17 protein-coding genes are annotated in these 16,952 nt (G+C 33.2%); 2 read left to right on the top strand and 15 right to left on the bottom strand.

The features are described from left to right. From KAT95_03020 to KAT95_03055, 8 genes are all read right to left on the bottom strand, one after another. Positions 1-356: hypothetical protein (locus KAT95_03020; protein ID MCK4520813.1), on the bottom strand; the 356-nt coding region annotated here is incomplete at its 3' end. Between the two features lie 21 nt (positions 357-377). Continuing rightward, complete coding sequence (locus KAT95_03025) at positions 378-1,253, bottom strand: hypothetical protein (protein MCK4520814.1); 876 nt, start codon at positions 1,251-1,253, stop codon at positions 378-380. Next, a complete protein-coding gene (locus tag KAT95_03030; protein MCK4520815.1) occupies positions 1,246-2,400 on the bottom strand; it encodes a hypothetical protein in 1,155 nt (384 codons plus the stop codon). Before KAT95_03030 ends, KAT95_03025 begins: the two co-directional genes overlap by 8 nt. Then, positions 2,393-2,848 carry a hypothetical protein gene (locus KAT95_03035; protein MCK4520816.1) on the bottom strand — a complete coding sequence of 152 codons (456 nt, stop codon included), beginning with the start codon at positions 2,846-2,848 and terminating at the stop codon, positions 2,393-2,395. Before KAT95_03035 ends, KAT95_03030 begins: the two co-directional genes overlap by 8 nt. Before the next feature lies 1 nt (position 2,849). Next, on the bottom strand, positions 2,850-4,637 hold the full coding sequence (locus KAT95_03040) for an ATP-binding protein (GenBank protein ID MCK4520817.1): 1,788 nt from the start codon (positions 4,635-4,637) through the stop codon (positions 2,850-2,852). A 1-nt stretch (position 4,638) separates the two neighbouring features. Beyond that, positions 4,639-5,277 (bottom strand): hypothetical protein, encoded by a 639-nt coding sequence (locus KAT95_03045; GenBank protein ID MCK4520818.1) that lies wholly within the window; start codon positions 5,275-5,277, stop codon positions 4,639-4,641. A 120-nt stretch (positions 5,278-5,397) separates the two neighbouring features. Next, the gene (locus KAT95_03050; protein MCK4520819.1) at positions 5,398-5,817 is read right to left on the bottom strand and encodes a PrgI family protein; all 420 of its coding nucleotides are present in this window, start codon (positions 5,815-5,817) and stop codon (positions 5,398-5,400) included. A gap of 56 nt (positions 5,818-5,873) precedes the next feature. After that, the gene (locus KAT95_03055; protein MCK4520820.1) at positions 5,874-6,242 is read right to left on the bottom strand and encodes a four helix bundle protein; all 369 of its coding nucleotides are present in this window, start codon (positions 6,240-6,242) and stop codon (positions 5,874-5,876) included. A 207-nt stretch (positions 6,243-6,449) separates the two neighbouring features. Here KAT95_03055 and KAT95_03060 point away from each other — a divergent pair, with 207 nt between their 5' ends. After that, a complete protein-coding gene (locus KAT95_03060; GenBank protein MCK4520821.1) occupies positions 6,450-7,556 on the top strand; it encodes a hypothetical protein in 1,107 nt (368 codons plus the stop codon). A gap of 38 nt (positions 7,557-7,594) precedes the next feature. On the opposite strand, the gene KAT95_03065 is transcribed toward KAT95_03060, so the two are convergent. From KAT95_03065 to rsmA, 4 genes are all read right to left on the bottom strand, one after another. Further along, positions 7,595-8,053: a hypothetical protein gene (locus KAT95_03065; GenBank protein MCK4520822.1), complete on the bottom strand. Its 459-nt coding sequence runs from the start codon at positions 8,051-8,053 to the stop codon at positions 7,595-7,597. 4 nt (positions 8,054-8,057) lie between these two features. Then, a complete protein-coding gene (locus tag KAT95_03070) occupies positions 8,058-9,899 on the bottom strand; it encodes a hypothetical protein (GenBank protein MCK4520823.1) in 1,842 nt (613 codons plus the stop codon). An 88-nt stretch (positions 9,900-9,987) separates the two neighbouring features. Next, entirely contained in the window at positions 9,988-10,206 is a 219-nt protein-coding gene (locus KAT95_03075) for a hypothetical protein (protein MCK4520824.1), read from the bottom strand. Between the two features lie 77 nt (positions 10,207-10,283). Then, positions 10,284-11,189, bottom strand: coding sequence for a ribosomal RNA small subunit methyltransferase A (gene rsmA / locus KAT95_03080; protein MCK4520825.1), 906 nt, complete (start codon positions 11,187-11,189; stop codon positions 10,284-10,286). A gap of 71 nt (positions 11,190-11,260) precedes the next feature. Here rsmA and KAT95_03085 point away from each other — a divergent pair, with 71 nt between their 5' ends. Continuing rightward, positions 11,261-12,274, top strand: coding sequence for a M23 family metallopeptidase (locus KAT95_03085; GenBank protein MCK4520826.1), 1,014 nt, complete (start codon positions 11,261-11,263; stop codon positions 12,272-12,274). Positions 12,275-12,347: 73 nt separating this feature from the next. Here KAT95_03085 and KAT95_03090 read toward each other — a convergent pair whose 3' ends face one another. The 3 genes from KAT95_03090 to KAT95_03100 all read right to left on the bottom strand — a co-directional run bounded on the left by KAT95_03090 (position 12,348) and on the right by KAT95_03100 (position 16,925). Then, positions 12,348-14,432, bottom strand: a complete 2,085-nt coding sequence (locus KAT95_03090) for a peptidoglycan-binding protein (protein ID MCK4520827.1) — start codon at positions 14,430-14,432, stop codon at positions 12,348-12,350. A 38-nt stretch (positions 14,433-14,470) separates the two neighbouring features. Beyond that, complete coding sequence (locus KAT95_03095) at positions 14,471-14,827, bottom strand: TraR/DksA family transcriptional regulator (protein MCK4520828.1); 357 nt, start codon at positions 14,825-14,827, stop codon at positions 14,471-14,473. Between the two features lie 142 nt (positions 14,828-14,969). After that, the gene (locus tag KAT95_03100; protein ID MCK4520829.1) at positions 14,970-16,925 is read right to left on the bottom strand and encodes a hypothetical protein; all 1,956 of its coding nucleotides are present in this window, start codon (positions 16,923-16,925) and stop codon (positions 14,970-14,972) included. Positions 16,926-16,952 lie beyond the last annotated feature (27 nt).

Genomic DNA, 16,952 nt, shown 5'->3' on the forward strand with positions numbered 1-16,952 from the left:
TTAATAGTCGTTAAAATTAGATAAGTCATTAACAAAAGCACTAAACCCGCTATTCCTCCGAACATCCGGGACTTAGCATCGCCAATTTTAGTTGGGTCACCAGCTGAAATTAAATAGACAATTCCTCCATAAACTATCACAGCAAAAGCTAAAATACCAGCAATTATTACGGAGAAATTAAAAATGTATTTTATGTATTCAGGCAGTTTGGTTTTTTCGCCTGGTGTTTCTGCGCCAGGCACTGTTGGATATCCAATTTCTAAACCTCCTTCAACAACAGAAAAACTACTGCAAAACAAAATTAGTAAAGCAGCGAAAAAAAAGATGGAAATAAATTTTTGACCAGTTTTAGTCATTTAAAAATTAAAAATTAGTGCTTACTCTCCTTCGCAACAAAAGTAATTATCCATAAAATCTCTGACGGCTTCCCGGCACTCCAAACTGTCTTTATTTTTTTCACAGATTGGCTGGATGTTTTCTTCTATAAATCTCTTATATGAAGCGGTTTTAGAAGGATAATAAGGATAGCAATGAGGGAAAGGAGTTATTTTATCTTCAAAATAACCTAAAATATTAAGTTCGCCCAAATATATTTTATCCAAAGCTATTTCGCAGCTCAAGACCCTCATCTTAGTCATTACTTCCTTTAAGGGTATTCTATAACCAGTAATACATTCTTCTAATTTCACTCTGGAATTAAGGAGTTTATTTAAAATTTGCCATCTATTCGGGTCATCGGGCAATAAGTTTTCTGCTAATATTAAATTTACAATTCTCTCAGCAGCTTTTACGATTTCTGCATGAGCGGCTTTGATTATATTAACTTGTTGTTCAATAAGCGCAATAAAGTCGGGAGGGCAGGCGCTGCCAGAACAGACACATTCACAAGTGCATGCTGCTTCATTAACTTTCATATAGCTTTCGCAATCTGTCGCACACCAGCACTTTTCCGGAAGATTGGCTAAAATAGTTCCAGCCTCTATTTCTTTTGGTAGTTCATCTATTATAATTTCCATTTCATCAATGAGCATTTGAGCAAGTAATTCTGCTTCATCAGCGGCTTCGCCAATAGGAATTTTACCCCTTTCCATTTCTGGAAATCCATCTTCTATAACAGGATCAACCACGCATTTTTCTTTTTCTCCCCAAGCAAAAACCTCTCTATTTTCATTATAGAGTAAAATGGCGAATAACAAAAGCAAGCATAAAAGCAAAAGAGAAGAAATAATTTTATTAATATTATTACTATTCATATTCTTGTTCAGGGAAATATAAAGTTGCTGGTTCGCCGTCAAGATTATATGTATTACATAACTTTCCTTCTGGATTTAAACCATATTCAAGACAGATTTCAGGATTTTCGGGATCAGGACTGATACAATTAAATGTTCTACAATATTCTGAAATATCAAAATTTTCAAATAGAACTTTATCTATTTTTTCATTTGGTTTTTTCTCGTGATATTTAGCTAAACTTATTCTTTGTCCATAAGGAAATTTTGCTAATTCTTCAGCATCTTTTAGATAATTTAAATCTATCTGCAATTCATCTTTCATTACTATTAATTTCTCCCATAATATTTTAAGTTCTTCAACTATGATTCCAATTTCTTTTTTTATAGCAATTATTCTTGCTCTGTCTGGACAAGGATCTCCTTTACAATGACAGTTAGAGACGCAAACACAGCTTTCTTCGCCATCTTCATCCTCTGTCTTTGTGCAATTACAATCCCCTTTTTCACAATAAAAACAATTACACTTTTTATAAAGAAATAACAACTCTTCGGCTAAGTTTTTAAGTTTTTCACTTTTTGTCTTAATTGTTTCTACTAATATCTTTATACAATCTAATCGGTCATGATCTAATAATATTTCAGGAGGGTCTTTGCTATAATCATAGCAGTCAATATTTTTAGCCAGGATATTTTCAATTAAAAGTCCGATAGGAATTTCTTGATAATATGTTGTTTCTACTTCAGAAGGAGTATATTCTGGCGGTTCATCAGGTTCAAATTCTTCTAATTCTTCAAGTTTTAAAATGGCTAATTCCGGATTAATGGTGGTTAAAATTAAATAAGAAGAAAGTAAGAGAACCATTCCAATAATTCCAGCCAACATCCATGATTTCGCTTCACTTATTGCTGATGGAGAGCCAACAGAGAGAAACCAGCGGATTCCTCCGAACAGCAAAGCTGCAAAAGCTAAAATCGCTCCCAGTATTATGGCGAAATTAAAGATATATTTTATATATCCGGGCAGTTTTGTTTCTTCAGTCGGGGTTTCTGCTCCTGGTATTTCAGGATAGGTGAGTTCTTGGGCAGATACCGAGAGTGTCAATAAGACCAAAAAAACCGATAAAATCAATAAAGCCGATATTGTTTTTTTGTATTTTTTAATCATTTTTTAATTCCAAAAAAACAAAAATACTCCAAAAAGGAGCGGCTCCTAAAAATGGGATTATTTCGCCAAGAGTAGCCAAACCGAATCTAATCCCTGTCTTACCACCTTTTTTCATCATAAGTTTTTTTCCTTTCTTTGCCATCTCCCTCTTTTTCCTTAAGGCCTCTCTTCTTTTTCTTATAGCTTCTCTTCTTTTCTCTCCAGTTTCTCTTATATCAGCGATTTTTTCAGATGTTTCTTCTTTTGCTTCTTCCATTGTTTTTCCTTTTGTGAGAGAGCGCATAAACGTCCAAAAGCCGAAGAACAAGATGCCGATTCCATCAGGGATATAAGAAAGGATTTCACCAATTCCAAAAACCAGGTCTAAGATTAGACAGATTACTCCTATTAAATCCAATAATCCTGCCAAAAAGAGCATTAAGATTGCTTCTGGACTAAAAAGATCCATATTACTCGCTTAGTTTCTCTTTCGCTTTTTTAATTTTCATTATTTCTTCAGGAGAAGTGGTAATAATTTGTTCTTCAGCATAAGAAGCAACAGTTCTTATCGCTACATGTTTTTGGCCGGCAAAGAACAATCCCTCGCCTACTGCTGATTCTAAAAGCATAAATTTTTCTTCCTTTGTTAAATTAAATGTTTTCTGCACTATATCAATAGTAGCAGGGCTTTGCTTCATTAAAAGCTGTAGAGAAGAATTAGTAATAATTGGTTTGCCGTATTCAGATTTCATAAAATCAGCTACATCCTGGGTAATGGTAGTTACTCCTAACCAGTATTTTCTTGCCTTTTTACAGATTCCAAACAAAAATGAGGCGCCGTCTTCAGACTGCATAAGCCACCAGGCCTCGTCTACCACCAATATCCTTTTTTTCATTTCAGAGCGAACAGTATTCCAGATATGCCTTATAATAATATACATTGCCATTAGCTTGAGAGATTCTTCCATATCTCTAATCCCAAAAACAACAAGCTTATTATTCATTGAAATGTTTGACGGCTGGTTAAAAAACTCGGAAAAGGTTCCTTTGGTAAATTTTCTTAATCGTTTTACTAAAGATTCAGTTCCTTCCATTGTTTCTAAAACAGATTCCAAGTCTTCCATTAGAGGAGGATCTTCATTCCATGTGGAAGGATCTCTTTTAGTTGTAATATCTTTTGCCGCGTATGTTTCAGTCAAAGCCCGGTCAATAATAGCATCTTCTTCTGGAGTCAGTCCTCCAAGCATAATTCTTAATAATCCCACTAAGTTTATAATATTTGAACGGAGAACATCTTCTGGCCTTTCATCTTCCCTGGGTATAGGCAGTTCAAAAGGATTAATGTGATTTAGGGAAGACAATGAAACATCAATATAGGAACCGCCAACACTTTCAGAAAGCGCTTTATACTCATTTTCCGGGTCAATAATTATACATTCAATGTCAAGCATTAAAGACCGAAGAATTTCCAGCTTTACTGCGAACGATTTTCCAGAGCCGGATTTGCCGAAAATGACAGAATTAGCGTTTTCCAAACTGAAGCGGTCAAAAAGAATTAAAGAATTATTATGCTGGTTTATTCCATAAAGAATTCCTTCATTTGAAGACAGGTCAAAAGAAATAAAAGGGAAAATACTTGACAAAGGTCCAGTGTTCATTGAAGTATGAATGCCAAGCTGATCTAATTCGTAAGGAGAAGAAGAAATAAATCCTTGTTTTTGGCGGTATAGAGCTGGTTTAATATAAATAAGCCGGGATTCTAAAACAGAACGAAATTCGGTCTCAATGCTTCTCAATTCTTTTATATCTTCTCCATAAATAGTGATATAAAGCCCGAATTTAAACATTCTTTCCTGCGCTGTTTGAAGACGGTCTCTTAATGCTTCAATGTCTTGATAAGCGATTTCCAGGGCTGGATCGCGTATCAGTCCCTTTTCTTCTCTTTCCATAATTTCCGCCTGAATTTCAGTTACTTTTTTTCTTAGATTTTTTAAAACCATTCCTGTTGCAGTAGGATGAATAAAAAAAGAGATATCCATTGGCGTATCTAAATTAATAATCGGCGAGAACCAGCCCGTGCTTAAATATCTGGGATAAGAAAAAACAAAAAACGACTTGGCTAACTTTTCACCCAGTTTAAGATAATTAGAATTAATTTCAATAGATGAAGGAGAGATAATATCTCCTATTCTAAGAATTTCCGGCTTAGTAAATTCTTGAAATTCCTTTTTCTTTTTTTTGAAAAAATTTATTTTCATCTTATTTTTGCAGTTCCGGCGGTATTTCCGGATAATAACCGACCTCTGCCTGGTTTGGATGGTGCAGACCCCAAAAAAGCTCAATGATCTCAGGGGTTGTGAGAGGAATAGCTTTTAAACCGCATCTTCTTAAGCCAAGAATTATAAATTCCATTCTTTGCTGGAGCTGGATTTTAGACCTTTGAAATTCTTCCTCAGTTAGTTTAGGAATTTTCGGCGCTTTAAAAATTCCTTTCTTCTCATTTTGCTTTGTTTCCGACAAACTGAAAGGCACAATTATAAAAAAGTTTTTATTCATTATTGTTCCCGCTTTTACCAAGCTTTCTATAAATTCCCTGTACCCGGATGTTTGAATCTGGAGCAGTTCGTCTGTTTGCTCTTTTTCTAATTTCTTTAATTTATCAATATAGCCAGTGATATTAATGCGCCGTGATTGAACAAGAATTTGGCAGGAAAAATCCAGAGAATTCAAAAAGTTTTGGAATTGGTAGATAATAGCTGATTGTTCATCATCAGATTTTAAAGCAAAATTCAAAGAAGAAACCATAAGAACGCCTCTTAATAATTTGTTTTTCAATATAATAACTCCTTCCCTAATTTGCTCAATTTGCAGAAAATCCTGCGTAGATGACTTAGCCATAGTTTAAAAGCGTTGAATAATTGTTGTCATTCTGAGCCACAGGCGAAGAATCTCTTTATTCTACGAGACCCTTCGCTTTGCTCAGGGTGACATTGTTGAATTAATCAACAATGTCAGTTTTTATTTTGTTTTAGTTTCTAATTGGCTTGATAATTGTCCGAGCTTGCTGCTTGTGACAACCAAACCAGAAGCTTCTTTTTTTTTCTTGCCCGCCATAGCTTCAGCGGAGGCGGATTCTTTTTTTAAGAATTTAGGCAATAATCCTTTTTTCTTCCAAATATATAATTTGGGAGACGAGGAGAAAACAAAAAAATCTTTTATAATAGTAGGAAGAGATCGGCCTTCAATTTTTATAAAAGCTAAAGCCAAAGCGCTTCCTATAAGAATAGTAGCAGCAATTAGACATTGAGCAATAGGGATAGTAAAATAAAGAACAAAAGAAATGGCTCCGGCAATGCCGACGTAAATAAACTGCTTAAAAGTAAACGGCCCGACAATTTTCGCTTCACGCTCAATAAATTTTGGAACAGTAAACTGCATTTAATAAGTTAAAAGTTTAAAATGAAAAGTTAAAAGTCAAAGTTTTAAGTTAAAAGTTATTTTCTGTTTTTGAGAGATAGAATAGTTGAACCAAGAATTTTAGAAAGTTCTTGAACTTCTTTTAATAATTTATTTGCTTTATTTTTATCTACTTTATTACTGTCTCTTAGTAATCCAAGCCAATATCTGGTTTCATTAGCTGATTTCAAAGCATAAGACATAAAATTAGTAAAATCTTTTTTAGAAGAAGCAGCTTGTGCTTCAATAATATTAGCTCCTATGCTTGTAGCACTTCTAATAATCTGTTTAGACAAAATTTGAATAGAAAGATCTTTTTGTGAAAAAGTATCAATAAAATTCATCATTTCTAAAGAAAAGTTATAAGATTTATTGATAAGCATTATCTTGAATTCTTGATTCTCCATAACTTTTAATTTTCAACTTTAATTTTTCACTTTTAACTTCTAACTTTTCACTTACTCTATTCTATCACAAAAAAAGAAAGAAAACAAAAAATAAGGGTTTTATTATTACCCTCTATTTTTTTATTCCCGCAAACCTTGACAAATCCTAAAATAAGTGATATTATCAAAATAACATTAACAAAAGAATAGGAGAGTGAAAAGGAAAAAATGGGAGAAGAAAAAGAAAAGAAAAAGGAAGGAGAGAGGAAAGAACTAACTACAGAGGACATACAGAAATTAATGAATGCAGTAAAAAAAGGAGTGGCAGTTTTAGGGACAATTGGGATAGCATTATCTCTTATTGGGACTGGAATAAAGAATACCTCTTTGCAGTTAGGCGGAGTGGCTCTGTTGATAGTTGTGACAGTGTTTTTCTTGTTTGGAATCAGGGTTATTAAGAGACCAAAGATGTGGGTGATGCAAGTGCTTGGACAATTCTATGATACTTACTATGCAGGCATTCACTGGTTTTGTCCTTTTCTTACGAAAAGAGAAGCAGAGCTTACTGAAGCGATATTTGAGATAAAGTTATTCACAGAAAAGCCAACGATGAATTTTAAAGGCGGAGGATCAGCGGTCTTGATTGAACCCACTGGCTGGTTTAAAATCGAAAATCCAGAAGCAGCTGTTTATGATGTAGAGGACTATATTGGAGCTACAAAAGAGGCAGAAGAAGATACTATAAGGACAGTAATGTATAATACACGAGTAGAAGATATAGTAGGTTCCTTAGAAGAAAAAGACACAGAAACCACAAAAACTTTCGAAGAGTTTAAAGAAATTATAGGAGATAGCTTCAGTAATCGACTTAGGGACACAGTAAAGAGCACGTTGGCAAAAACATTCAGCGACTATGGACTAAAAATGGCTGGTAGAGAATTGACAATCACTGATTACGGCTGGAGTGAGGAAGTAGTGGATATTATGAAAACAATTTATAAGCAGAGACAGCAAAAAATCATAAGTCAGCATACAGCAGAAGCAAGAAGGATTGAAATCGGAGATGCAATTGGAGAAATAACAAAGACATTAGAAGAGAATTTCGGCTATCCGAAGGATGAAGCCCGAAAAGTAGCGCCAGAGATTTTTAAACACATAACAGCATCAGACAAAGGCCAGTTGAAATTGATTAAGTGGGAAAGCACAGGAGAAGGCATTTCTTTGCCGGAGATAATGGCTAAAGTAATGACAGCGATAGAGATGTTCGGAGGACCGAAGAAAGGAGAAGAAGAGGAGAAAAAAAAGCCTTCCGAAGAGGAGGACTGGGTTCATTAAATAAAAAAAGGGTTGTAAGTTTTCAACCCTAATTTTTTTTATTCAATTGATTCACGATAGACGTCTTTTTTCGAAGAAATTTGTGGTTTTTTTATGGAAATAGAATTTTTATCCAATGACGGTTCTTCTTTTATTTTTTCTTTTGGTTTAATTTGTTTTTTTGATAGTGTGAAAATTTCTTTTTTTAGATCTTCGGCTAAAGTTTTAGCTTTTTGTCCCGAAAGATTTAAATATTTTTTAATTATAGGTGTCAAATCTTTAAGTTCAGTTTTGCCTTGAGTAATTTCTTCAACAATATCAAATATTTTCTCAAAAGGTAAGTTTTTGATAATTTTTAATCTTTCTTCCGAAGTTTTAGCGTTTTTCAAGATTTTTTCCATTTCTGGATTATCTAAAATATCTACTGGACCTAATTGATGTTTTTTTATTAATTCAGCAATAATATCTCCAGTATTTACAGGTAGTTTTTGTTTTTTATTGAGATTGTTGTTTGGCATATTATTAAAACTTCCTTCTTTGAATAGCAATAGTTATTTCTTTTATTGCTTCGGATTTAATGGCGTCTTCAGGTTTTCCAGTATTTCGCAATATATCAATTTGTCTTTGAATATTCTTCGTATTCTTTCCTACTTCCTCTCGGAGTTCTTCTGTAGTGCCGTAGTGTATAGATTGACCAGTTAGTTTTTTCACTTCTTTGACATATGTATCATAAATCTCTTTTTTCTGTTCTCCACTGCCTCTTGTTGTAACTTCTTTTACTTGCGCTTCACTCATTGAGAAAACCACATCTTTTGACTTAAACGCTTCCGCTTGAGTATCTTGTCTAAGCTTCACGGGTTGCTTTCCTTGCACTTTTTCTGTAATAACCTGACTTTCTGCTTCTATTCTGCTAATTCCTTGTTTCTTTTTCATCATCTCATCAACTTTTTCAGGATTTAATTTAGCTGCAAGGTCAGGTCGTTTTTTTGCTGCATCAATTAGATCTTTTTGAGTCCCATATCTTTTAACAGTATTTATATTTTTTTCATCCCATTCGCCAAGATGGTCTTCTTTAATAGCTAATCTGAACGCAGCTAATTTTTCAGTAGGACTCTTAAATTCTTCCCTGTTTTTTACAGACATAGGTTCCATTAATTTTTGAGCTTCTTCAATTTTCTTTTCTCTCTCTATCTGATGTTTTGCTGCAGCTTCTGCTTTCATTCTTCCTGTTCCAACTTTTTCTGGTATTCTTTCTAATCTTCCTCGCCATTTTTCTGATTGCCCTTTTACAAAAGCAGTTTCTTTTACTTTCCTTTCTGCCCAAGCTCCTGCTCCGGCTGTGCCCTTTTTGACTGCGCCGCCAAACCCAGCTGTAATTTTATCCGCGCCCATTGCTCCGGTTTGGAGTGAGACAAAGAAGCCGATAATGAGGAAAAGGATAGGTATGGTATAGCTAATCATATTGACTTCCTCGGGAGAAATGCCCTTTCCAACTATGGTTGCTATTGTGATATTTGACAGGTAAATAAAGAAAGCAGCAGGTATTCCAATAATACACCATTGGAAAAATTGCTTCCACCACATTGACCATGCTCCTTTTGTTTCTGGTAGAATATAGCAGAAAAATGCCAGAGGCGATAAAATTATTAAAATCCAAAGAGCAACATACCTTACCGCAAACAAAAGAGCGAAAAGGAGAAAGATAATTCCTGCAATAATATTAAAACCCACAAAAAGTACGCCTTCTCCTAACTTTTGATAGGATGTAGTGTCTTCATCTACTAGGCTTTTGGTTTGATAATCAAGTGTCTCAATAAAACTTCTGTCTAATGTTCCGGCTGTTAAAAAGTGATTCATTGCTACATTGGAAATGTCAATAAAAAAACCGCAGATTACTGGAGTGAAATTAATTAAAAGAGCAATTCCGATTAAAAGAGGTAAAAGTTTTTGCGCCTGATATTCTTTGATCCGTAAGATAGTTGCCAAAGCGACAATCACAAATCCGAGAATAATAAACATATTAGTAAAATCTCGGACTATTCCCCAACCCTCCTGCACAATAAGATTATCTGGGCCCGTGAAAGAGATATCTATAAAGCCTGGACTTATTACCAATTCCAGAAGTGAATGAGCTATCCATAAAAAAGAAGAGGTGATAATAGTAAGGACTGAAAAGACACCTCCAATTAAGAGGTTAGTAGGACTCATGTCGGTGAGCTTATTTGTAGCCCAAGAAGCAATGTGAAGATACATGTCAGGCGTCATTCCTATTACAGCATAAGCATAATAAATCGGGGCAGCTATTCCTAAAATAACAGAGAACAAAATAATCCAACCCGTGGTTTTTTTGAGTTTGTGAAACATTAACCAATTATAACATAAAAATAAAGTATATGAATAGGGATAAGGTTGTGGATAAAAAAAATAGAGAGGTAAATCCTCTCCTTTTTTTTTATGCTTCTTTTTCTAATGCTTTTTTCATGTCTGACTGGCGTTTTAAAACCAAAAGCAGAAGAACGCCTATCACTATTCCAACTATAATAATCGTCGTTGTTGGTGTAGGTCCGTAATACATTCCCGCATTCCATTCCTCTATTGCGTCAACAACACTTCCTTTTTCAATTCCCGAATCCCATTTCTCTATTGCTTCAACAACACTTCCAGTTTCCATTTTTTATCACCTCCTATTTTTTTATTTCTTTCAAATTTACTTCCAGTCATTCATTATTTATTTTTAAATGACCATCACTAATGATATCTAATTTTAGAATAGCGGTTCCAAGAGGTCTTGTCAAGGGTTTTGGTTAAATTAAGCCAATCCTGGATAAATAGGGTTTCAGAGCGCTGGGAGGGTTTGATGTTGTTTTTGACAAGCCATTGTTTAACGCTTGCTTTGTTTAATTTTAATTCTTTTTCAAAATTATTCAAAATTTGTTTTCTGGGATGAGAGAAACCAGCCCTGACAATTTTGAAAAATTGGTCGCGGAATCTTAATGAAATGTACGCGGAACTATGCGGAATAATTTTTATTATGGCTGCGTCAACTTTTGGTTTGGGCCAAAATGAGCTTTTAGAGACATAGTCAATTGTTTTTACTTTGGCATAGAACTGAACAGAAACAGCTAAAATGCTCATTTTAGGCGGCTTAGCGCATATTCTCTGTCCTACTTCTTTTTGAACTACTAAAACCATTTGTTGAGGCTGTTGATGTTTGACATCAACAGCCTCAATGAATTTTCTAATTACTGGCGCTGTAAGATAAAACGGCAAATTAGCAATAATTTTATAGTTTTTTTGAATTTGTTTCGGATTTCGGATTTCGGATTTCGGATTTTTAATGTTGAATTTAATGATATCGCCTTTTATTATTTTTATGTTGTCAAAGTCCTTTAGTGTCTCTTTTAAAACCTCACACATCTTTGGGTCCTTCTCAACAGCAATTACTTTGCCTGCCCGAGTGGCTATTTCTTGAGTTAAAGCGCCAATACCCGGGCCGATTTCTAAAACAACATCTTTTGGTTTTAATTCAGCTGTTTTTATAATTTTTCTAATTACTGTTTTGTCAATTAAAAAATTTTGGCCAAATTTTTTTGACGGCTTAATATTGTATTTTTTCAATATTTCTTTGATAATTTTTTTTGATGATAGATTCATAAACTGTGGATAACTGGGCTTGACTTGTTTTTAGAGTTTGATACCATAAGAAAATAGTTTAAAAACTGTTTATGAGTAATAATTTTTTCAGATTAATCGGCTTAATGTTATCGCTGATTATTTTATTTGGAGCGCTTTTTTGCTGTCTCGGAGACGTCTCTAAAGATACAGCTTCTTTGATTTTTTCACAATCCCAGCAAAGCGATGGGTTTTTTGTTGACTCAAGAAAGAGTTCAGTCATGGAATCGCCGGACTTATACTTGATTCAAGGCAATAGTTTAATAGCTGCCTGCCCGCCTATTACAGTTAATCCCCAGGTATTAGGATCCTTTTTGCCCCAAGAAGCTGTAACAAAAAAGAGTCAGGAAATTACTGAGTATATTGTAGAATCAGGCGACACGCTTTCTTTTCTTGCTGAAAAATTTGATATTTCCTTAAATACTGTTTTATGGGCTAATGATTTGACCAAGAGTTCTAAAATTAAGCCGGGCCAAAAGCTAATTATCTTGCCAGTTTCCGGTGTTTTGCATCTTGTAAAAACAGGAAACACATTAAGTGAAATAGCTGAAATTTATGAGGCGAAAACAAGTGAAATAGCTGATTTTAACGAGCTTTCTGAAAGCAAAGAAATATTTGTTGGCGATGTTTTAATCATCCCTGATGGCAAGATTCCTGCTAATAAAACCTATTACACCAACATACATTTAACTGATTCTTATTTTATTCTATCCACACAAGGCATAATTACGCAAGGCCCTCATTGGTATAATGCCATAGATGTAGCTAATAAATGCGGAACACCTATTTTAGCCGCTGCTGGAGGCATTGTTCAGAAAGTTGGTTATAAAACCTGGCCAGCAGGCAATTTTGTAAGAATTTTACATCCTAACGGCGTGGTTACGCTTTATGGACATTTATCAAAGATTTCAGTTAAAACTAACGAAAAAGTATTACAAGGACAGGTTATTGGCTCTATGGGCAGTACAGGATTATCTACTGGCTGCCATTTGCATTTTGATGTAAGGGGAGCAAAAAATCCTTTAGCCAAGTATCCTGTCGGATCTTCTGTCAGTTGGAAACAATAAAAATTTTGCTCGGAATAAAAAACACCTTCTTATAAGAAGGTGTTTTTTATTTCTGATTATTTTGTGCATATAGTTAGTGAATTTCTCCTTTTCTTACAGTAGGGTCGTCTGGTAGCATAGTATCTATTGGTTCGTCTTCCGCAGATATAATTTCTCCAGTCCATTGATCATTCCCTGAAGCTAAAACCTTGTTTATCAATATAGCTGTTCCCCCTTTTTGCTTTAAGGTAGGAGTAAAACTGATTTGAAAAGCTGCTATTAATGGATCAGAAAAGATTCCTTTTCCTGGTTCTATTGTTTCTAATTCCCAAATTATCTCTTTAGAAGTAGTTGGTATTTCATGAGTTAATAATTCATTCAGCTTTAATCTAGTAAATTCGTCAACATAACCACTAGGTTCTTTAAATCCTTGAGGCAATAATATTTCTTTCTCATATTTCTTTTGGAATTCCATTACCGAATTAATGGTAATCGGACCGAAATAGCCAGTAATTGGAATATATTTGTGATAAACATGAGGCACTTCATTTTTTAAAATAGTCTGTAAATATTTAATCTCATATGATTTTGTTTTGTAACTTAAATTATTTTCAAATCTAAAATCACTTGGGATTTCTTGATAAAGCGATTCGCTTTCGCTGAATTCTCCCTTTATATTGATTTTTCCTTGAGTGCAGTGAGTACTTTTAACATTAACTTGAGGAGGAAGCGATGCTTTGATTATTGTATCTTTCACTAAAGAATAATAATTTTTAATTTTCCAAACTATAGTATAGGTAGTAGTTTTATTTACTTCAAGAGGTAGTCCGGTGTTTTCAAAGAAACCATATTTATCTTTATAATACCCTTCCTGCTGGATTTCTATCTTTGAATTGACTTTATTGGTAAATTCTTTTTCAAACTCTCCCAAGGATACATTATTTCTTATAAGAATATTGATTTCAGATGTTTCTTTTGGTATATAATCCTGTTTCAACCTTATCCAGAATTCTACTTTTGCTTCCTCTCCTGGTTGAAGATAGCGAAGTTCAGGAATAGTTTCTCCATTCCATATAATTGAATTGTCGCCTGGTTTGTTTTCACTTTTGGGACATTCTATAGTAGACAAATCATATAAATTTCCTTCTAAGGTAGAAATTAAAACCAAATCTCTAAAAGGTTTTTCATTTATATTTCTAAAAGAAACTTGGTAGTGCAGCATTTCACCATGTGAAGCAATATATTCTGATTTGTTATTAATTTCTTGAGAGATTAAAAAAACAGGTTTATATGTAAGAGGGTTTTTTGTTGTTTCCTTTAATAAAATTTTTTCTCCACGGATAGTAATTGATAATTTGGCAACAAAGATTATTTCTTTTCCAATTTCTTGTTGTTCTGAAAATTCTCCCCAGATTTCAATTTCTCCTGTCCCGTTTTTTTCTAATGCAGGGAGATTCCATTGATTTTCTTCTGCTGTTTTTGGATTAGATTTTTTTAGATTAAAATTTTGAGGAGTATCTATTTCCAATTTTATGTTAGTAAATGGATAGTCAATAAAAGAGTAATATCTTATTTTAAATTTTAATTCGTTTTTTGTTTGTGGAAAAATAGGAATTTTAGAGGGGATATCCAGTTCTAAATCCACAGGAATTTCTGAAAGTTGGGTAGAAAATGTGGAAATCTCTGACATTTGAGCAGAAGAGCTATGTTTTGTTTTGTAATTCAACCATGATTTAAGCTCTTCTTTTTTGCCTTCGCTTCCAAAAATTCTGGTTTTAAAAGTAAAAATTTTTTCTTCTTCAGGATGAAAGAAATTTCCAAATTTATCTGATGTTATATTTTCTATCATTTCTCCTTTTTCTGGAAGAGAGTAGACAGGGTGATTAAAGATAAGTTCAGGGCTTTCTAATATGACATTACCAGTATTTTTACAGCTTACAATATATGTTACCAATTCTCCTACTTTTACTATTTCTGGCCCAGAAATTTTTATTTCCATATTTATTTTGGGTGTGAGAAATTCTAAAATCAACGCTATAAAAACTAAAAAAATAGAGAAAATTAAAAGACCTCCTAATAAGATTGTTTTAATAGCTAAAGATTCAGAAGTAAAAACCTTTTCTCCTTTTTTGAGGAAGCTAATTGCTTTTTTAAATTTTTTAAAAAGATTTATATTCATCTTTATTTATCTTCTTTTATATAATAACATAGATTTTATTATTTTTCACACTTATTGCATGTTCTTGCTTCAGGATAAATTTCTAAACGTTCTTTGGGGATTGGTTTTCCGCACTTTTCACATTTTCCATATTGATTTTTTTTTATTTTATCAAGAGCTGAATTAATATCTTTAAGTTTTAATTCCATAGTAAATTCAAGAGGAAGACGGGTTGAGTATTCTTCAACTTCATCTGCTGCTTCTTCTAAATCGCCGCCGTTAAATTTAGGGAATAAGCTGTCCCAGTCCCCTTTTAGCTTCGGGTCTTTTTTGGCAAACGTTTCAAGCTCTTTTTCTATAGCAGTTTTTTCTTTTTCCAGCTTTTTTTTAATTTCTTGAATAAATTTTTTATCCATAATTTTTAGATCAAAATATGCGAAGAAAACAGATTTTTCAAATTCTGGGGTGTGGGCGTGGCGAAGCCCGAAGGGCAAAGCCCGAAGGGCGGAGGGGGGGCTGAATTTGAAAAATCTTGTTTTCGTAGCAGGAAATTTACTTTTACTTTGTATAAATATAAAGATACCAGTACCAAAAAGTAAAAATGATTCCAAAAAGGGCAAGCACAAATCCTAAAAACAATGCTCTTATCCATATCTTTTCTCTAAAACTTGGTTTTTGAGGGAGCGGTCGGAATATTATTTTTTCTTCATTAATTTTTTCTTTAAATATTTCTGATGGTTCTTCTTTAATTCTTTTCAAAATTTCTTCCCTATTTATTTCTTTTTCTTGTTTTTTTTCTTGTTCTATTTTTATTACAGCTGATTGATAAATCATTTCAATCTCATTTATTTTTTTCTGTAATTGAGCTTTTTGTTCTTCTATATCCCATCTTTCATTTTCAACTAACTCCCTTCTTTTCTCAGCTTCTCTCCTGTCTCTTTCTATCTGCCTTCTTTGTTTTTCATTTATTACTTTTTTTTCTTTTGATTCAATTATTTCTATTTGTTTTTCTATTATTTTTTCTTTTTGCAAAACATCCTGACATTTCTGCTTTAAAATTTCCATTTCTTGTTCAAGTTCATTTTTCTTTTCTTTCAATTGTTTGATTTTCTCAATTAAAGCAAAATGAGAGAGTTGTGATTCTTTTAGCGTCAATTCTTCTTTCGCTGTTTTTTCTTCTGTTAATTTCTGCTTTTTTTCTAATTCTTGTTCTGTTCTATCTAAGGTGTCGCTTTTCTGCTCTAAAATATCTAAATTTTCTCCTAATCGCCTAAATTTCTCTTTAAATTCTTCCCTTTCTTTTGTAAGCAGTTCTTTCTCTTTTTTTAATGAATCAACCTCTTTTTCTCTAAGGGCTAATTCTTGTTGTGTGGCATTTTCTCTATCCCTAAAAGACGATATTTTCTCTGCCATTGCTTTTGTTTTTTCTTCTAATTGGGATTTTTCCTGCTTTAAAATATTTTCTTCTTGCTCTGTATCTTCCATGCTTTCCTGTAGGGTTTTAAGTCTTTCTTTTAAATTATTTACTTTTCCATTTGTTTCTTTTTTTTCTGTAAATAGAGCATCTTTTTCTTCTTTTAACAATCTAATACTTTCTTTAAGTTTTTTTCTTTCGCTTTCTTTGATTAATAATTCTTTTTGCCAAGCACCTTCTCTTACAACGCAAGAAGATATTTTCTCTGCCATTGCTTTTGTTTTTTCTTCTAATTCTTCTCTTTTTGATTGAAGCTCTTTTTTTTCTTGAATCAGGACAGTCATTTTTTCTTCTAAAAATTCTAAAAAATTAACCCTTTTTCTTAGTTTTTCTTTCTCTTTTTTTAATGAATCAACCTCTTTTTCTCTAAGGGCTAATTCTTGTTGTGTGGCATTTTCTCTATCCCTAAAAGACGATATTTTCTCTGCCATTGCTTTTGTTTTTTCTTCTAATTGGGATTTTTCCTGCTTTAAAATATTTTCTTCTTGCTCTGTGTCTTCCATGCTTTCCTGTAGGGTTTTAAGTCTTTCTTTTAAATTATTTATTTTCCCGTCTGTTTCTTTTTTTTCTGTAAATAGAGCATCTTTTTCTTCTTTTAACAATCTAATACTTTCTTTAAGTTTTTCTCTCTCGCTTTCTTTGATTGTTAATTCCTTTTGCCAAGCACCTTCTCTTACAGCGCAAGAAGATATTTTCTCTGCCATTGCTTTTGTTTTCTCTTCTAATTCTTCTCTTCTCGATTGAAACTCTTTTTTCTCTTGAACTAAGGTTATCACTTCTTTTTCTAAGAAATTGACCCTTTTTATTAGTTTTTCTTTTTCATCTTTACCTTTTTCCAAGCTAATCTTTTTTGGTTTTGGCGGCGCTGTTAAAGGCGCTGCAGGAAGCAGTGTTTCAAGTCCTTCAACATCTTGTTTTATTGTTTTTGCCTTTTTAAAAGTTTTCAGGAATTTGCCTTTTAGGGGAGAAGAAAAGTCACGACCGTGAAGGTCTTTTTCCATTGTTTTTATTTTTTTAAAAAGATATTTTTTTCCTGCCATATAAAAATATAGTTTATTATATTATAA

The sequence above is a fragment of the Candidatus Parcubacteria bacterium genome (assembly GCA_023131895.1).
Taxonomy (GTDB): domain Bacteria; phylum Patescibacteriota; class Minisyncoccia; order Minisyncoccales; family JAGMDC01; genus JAGLYZ01.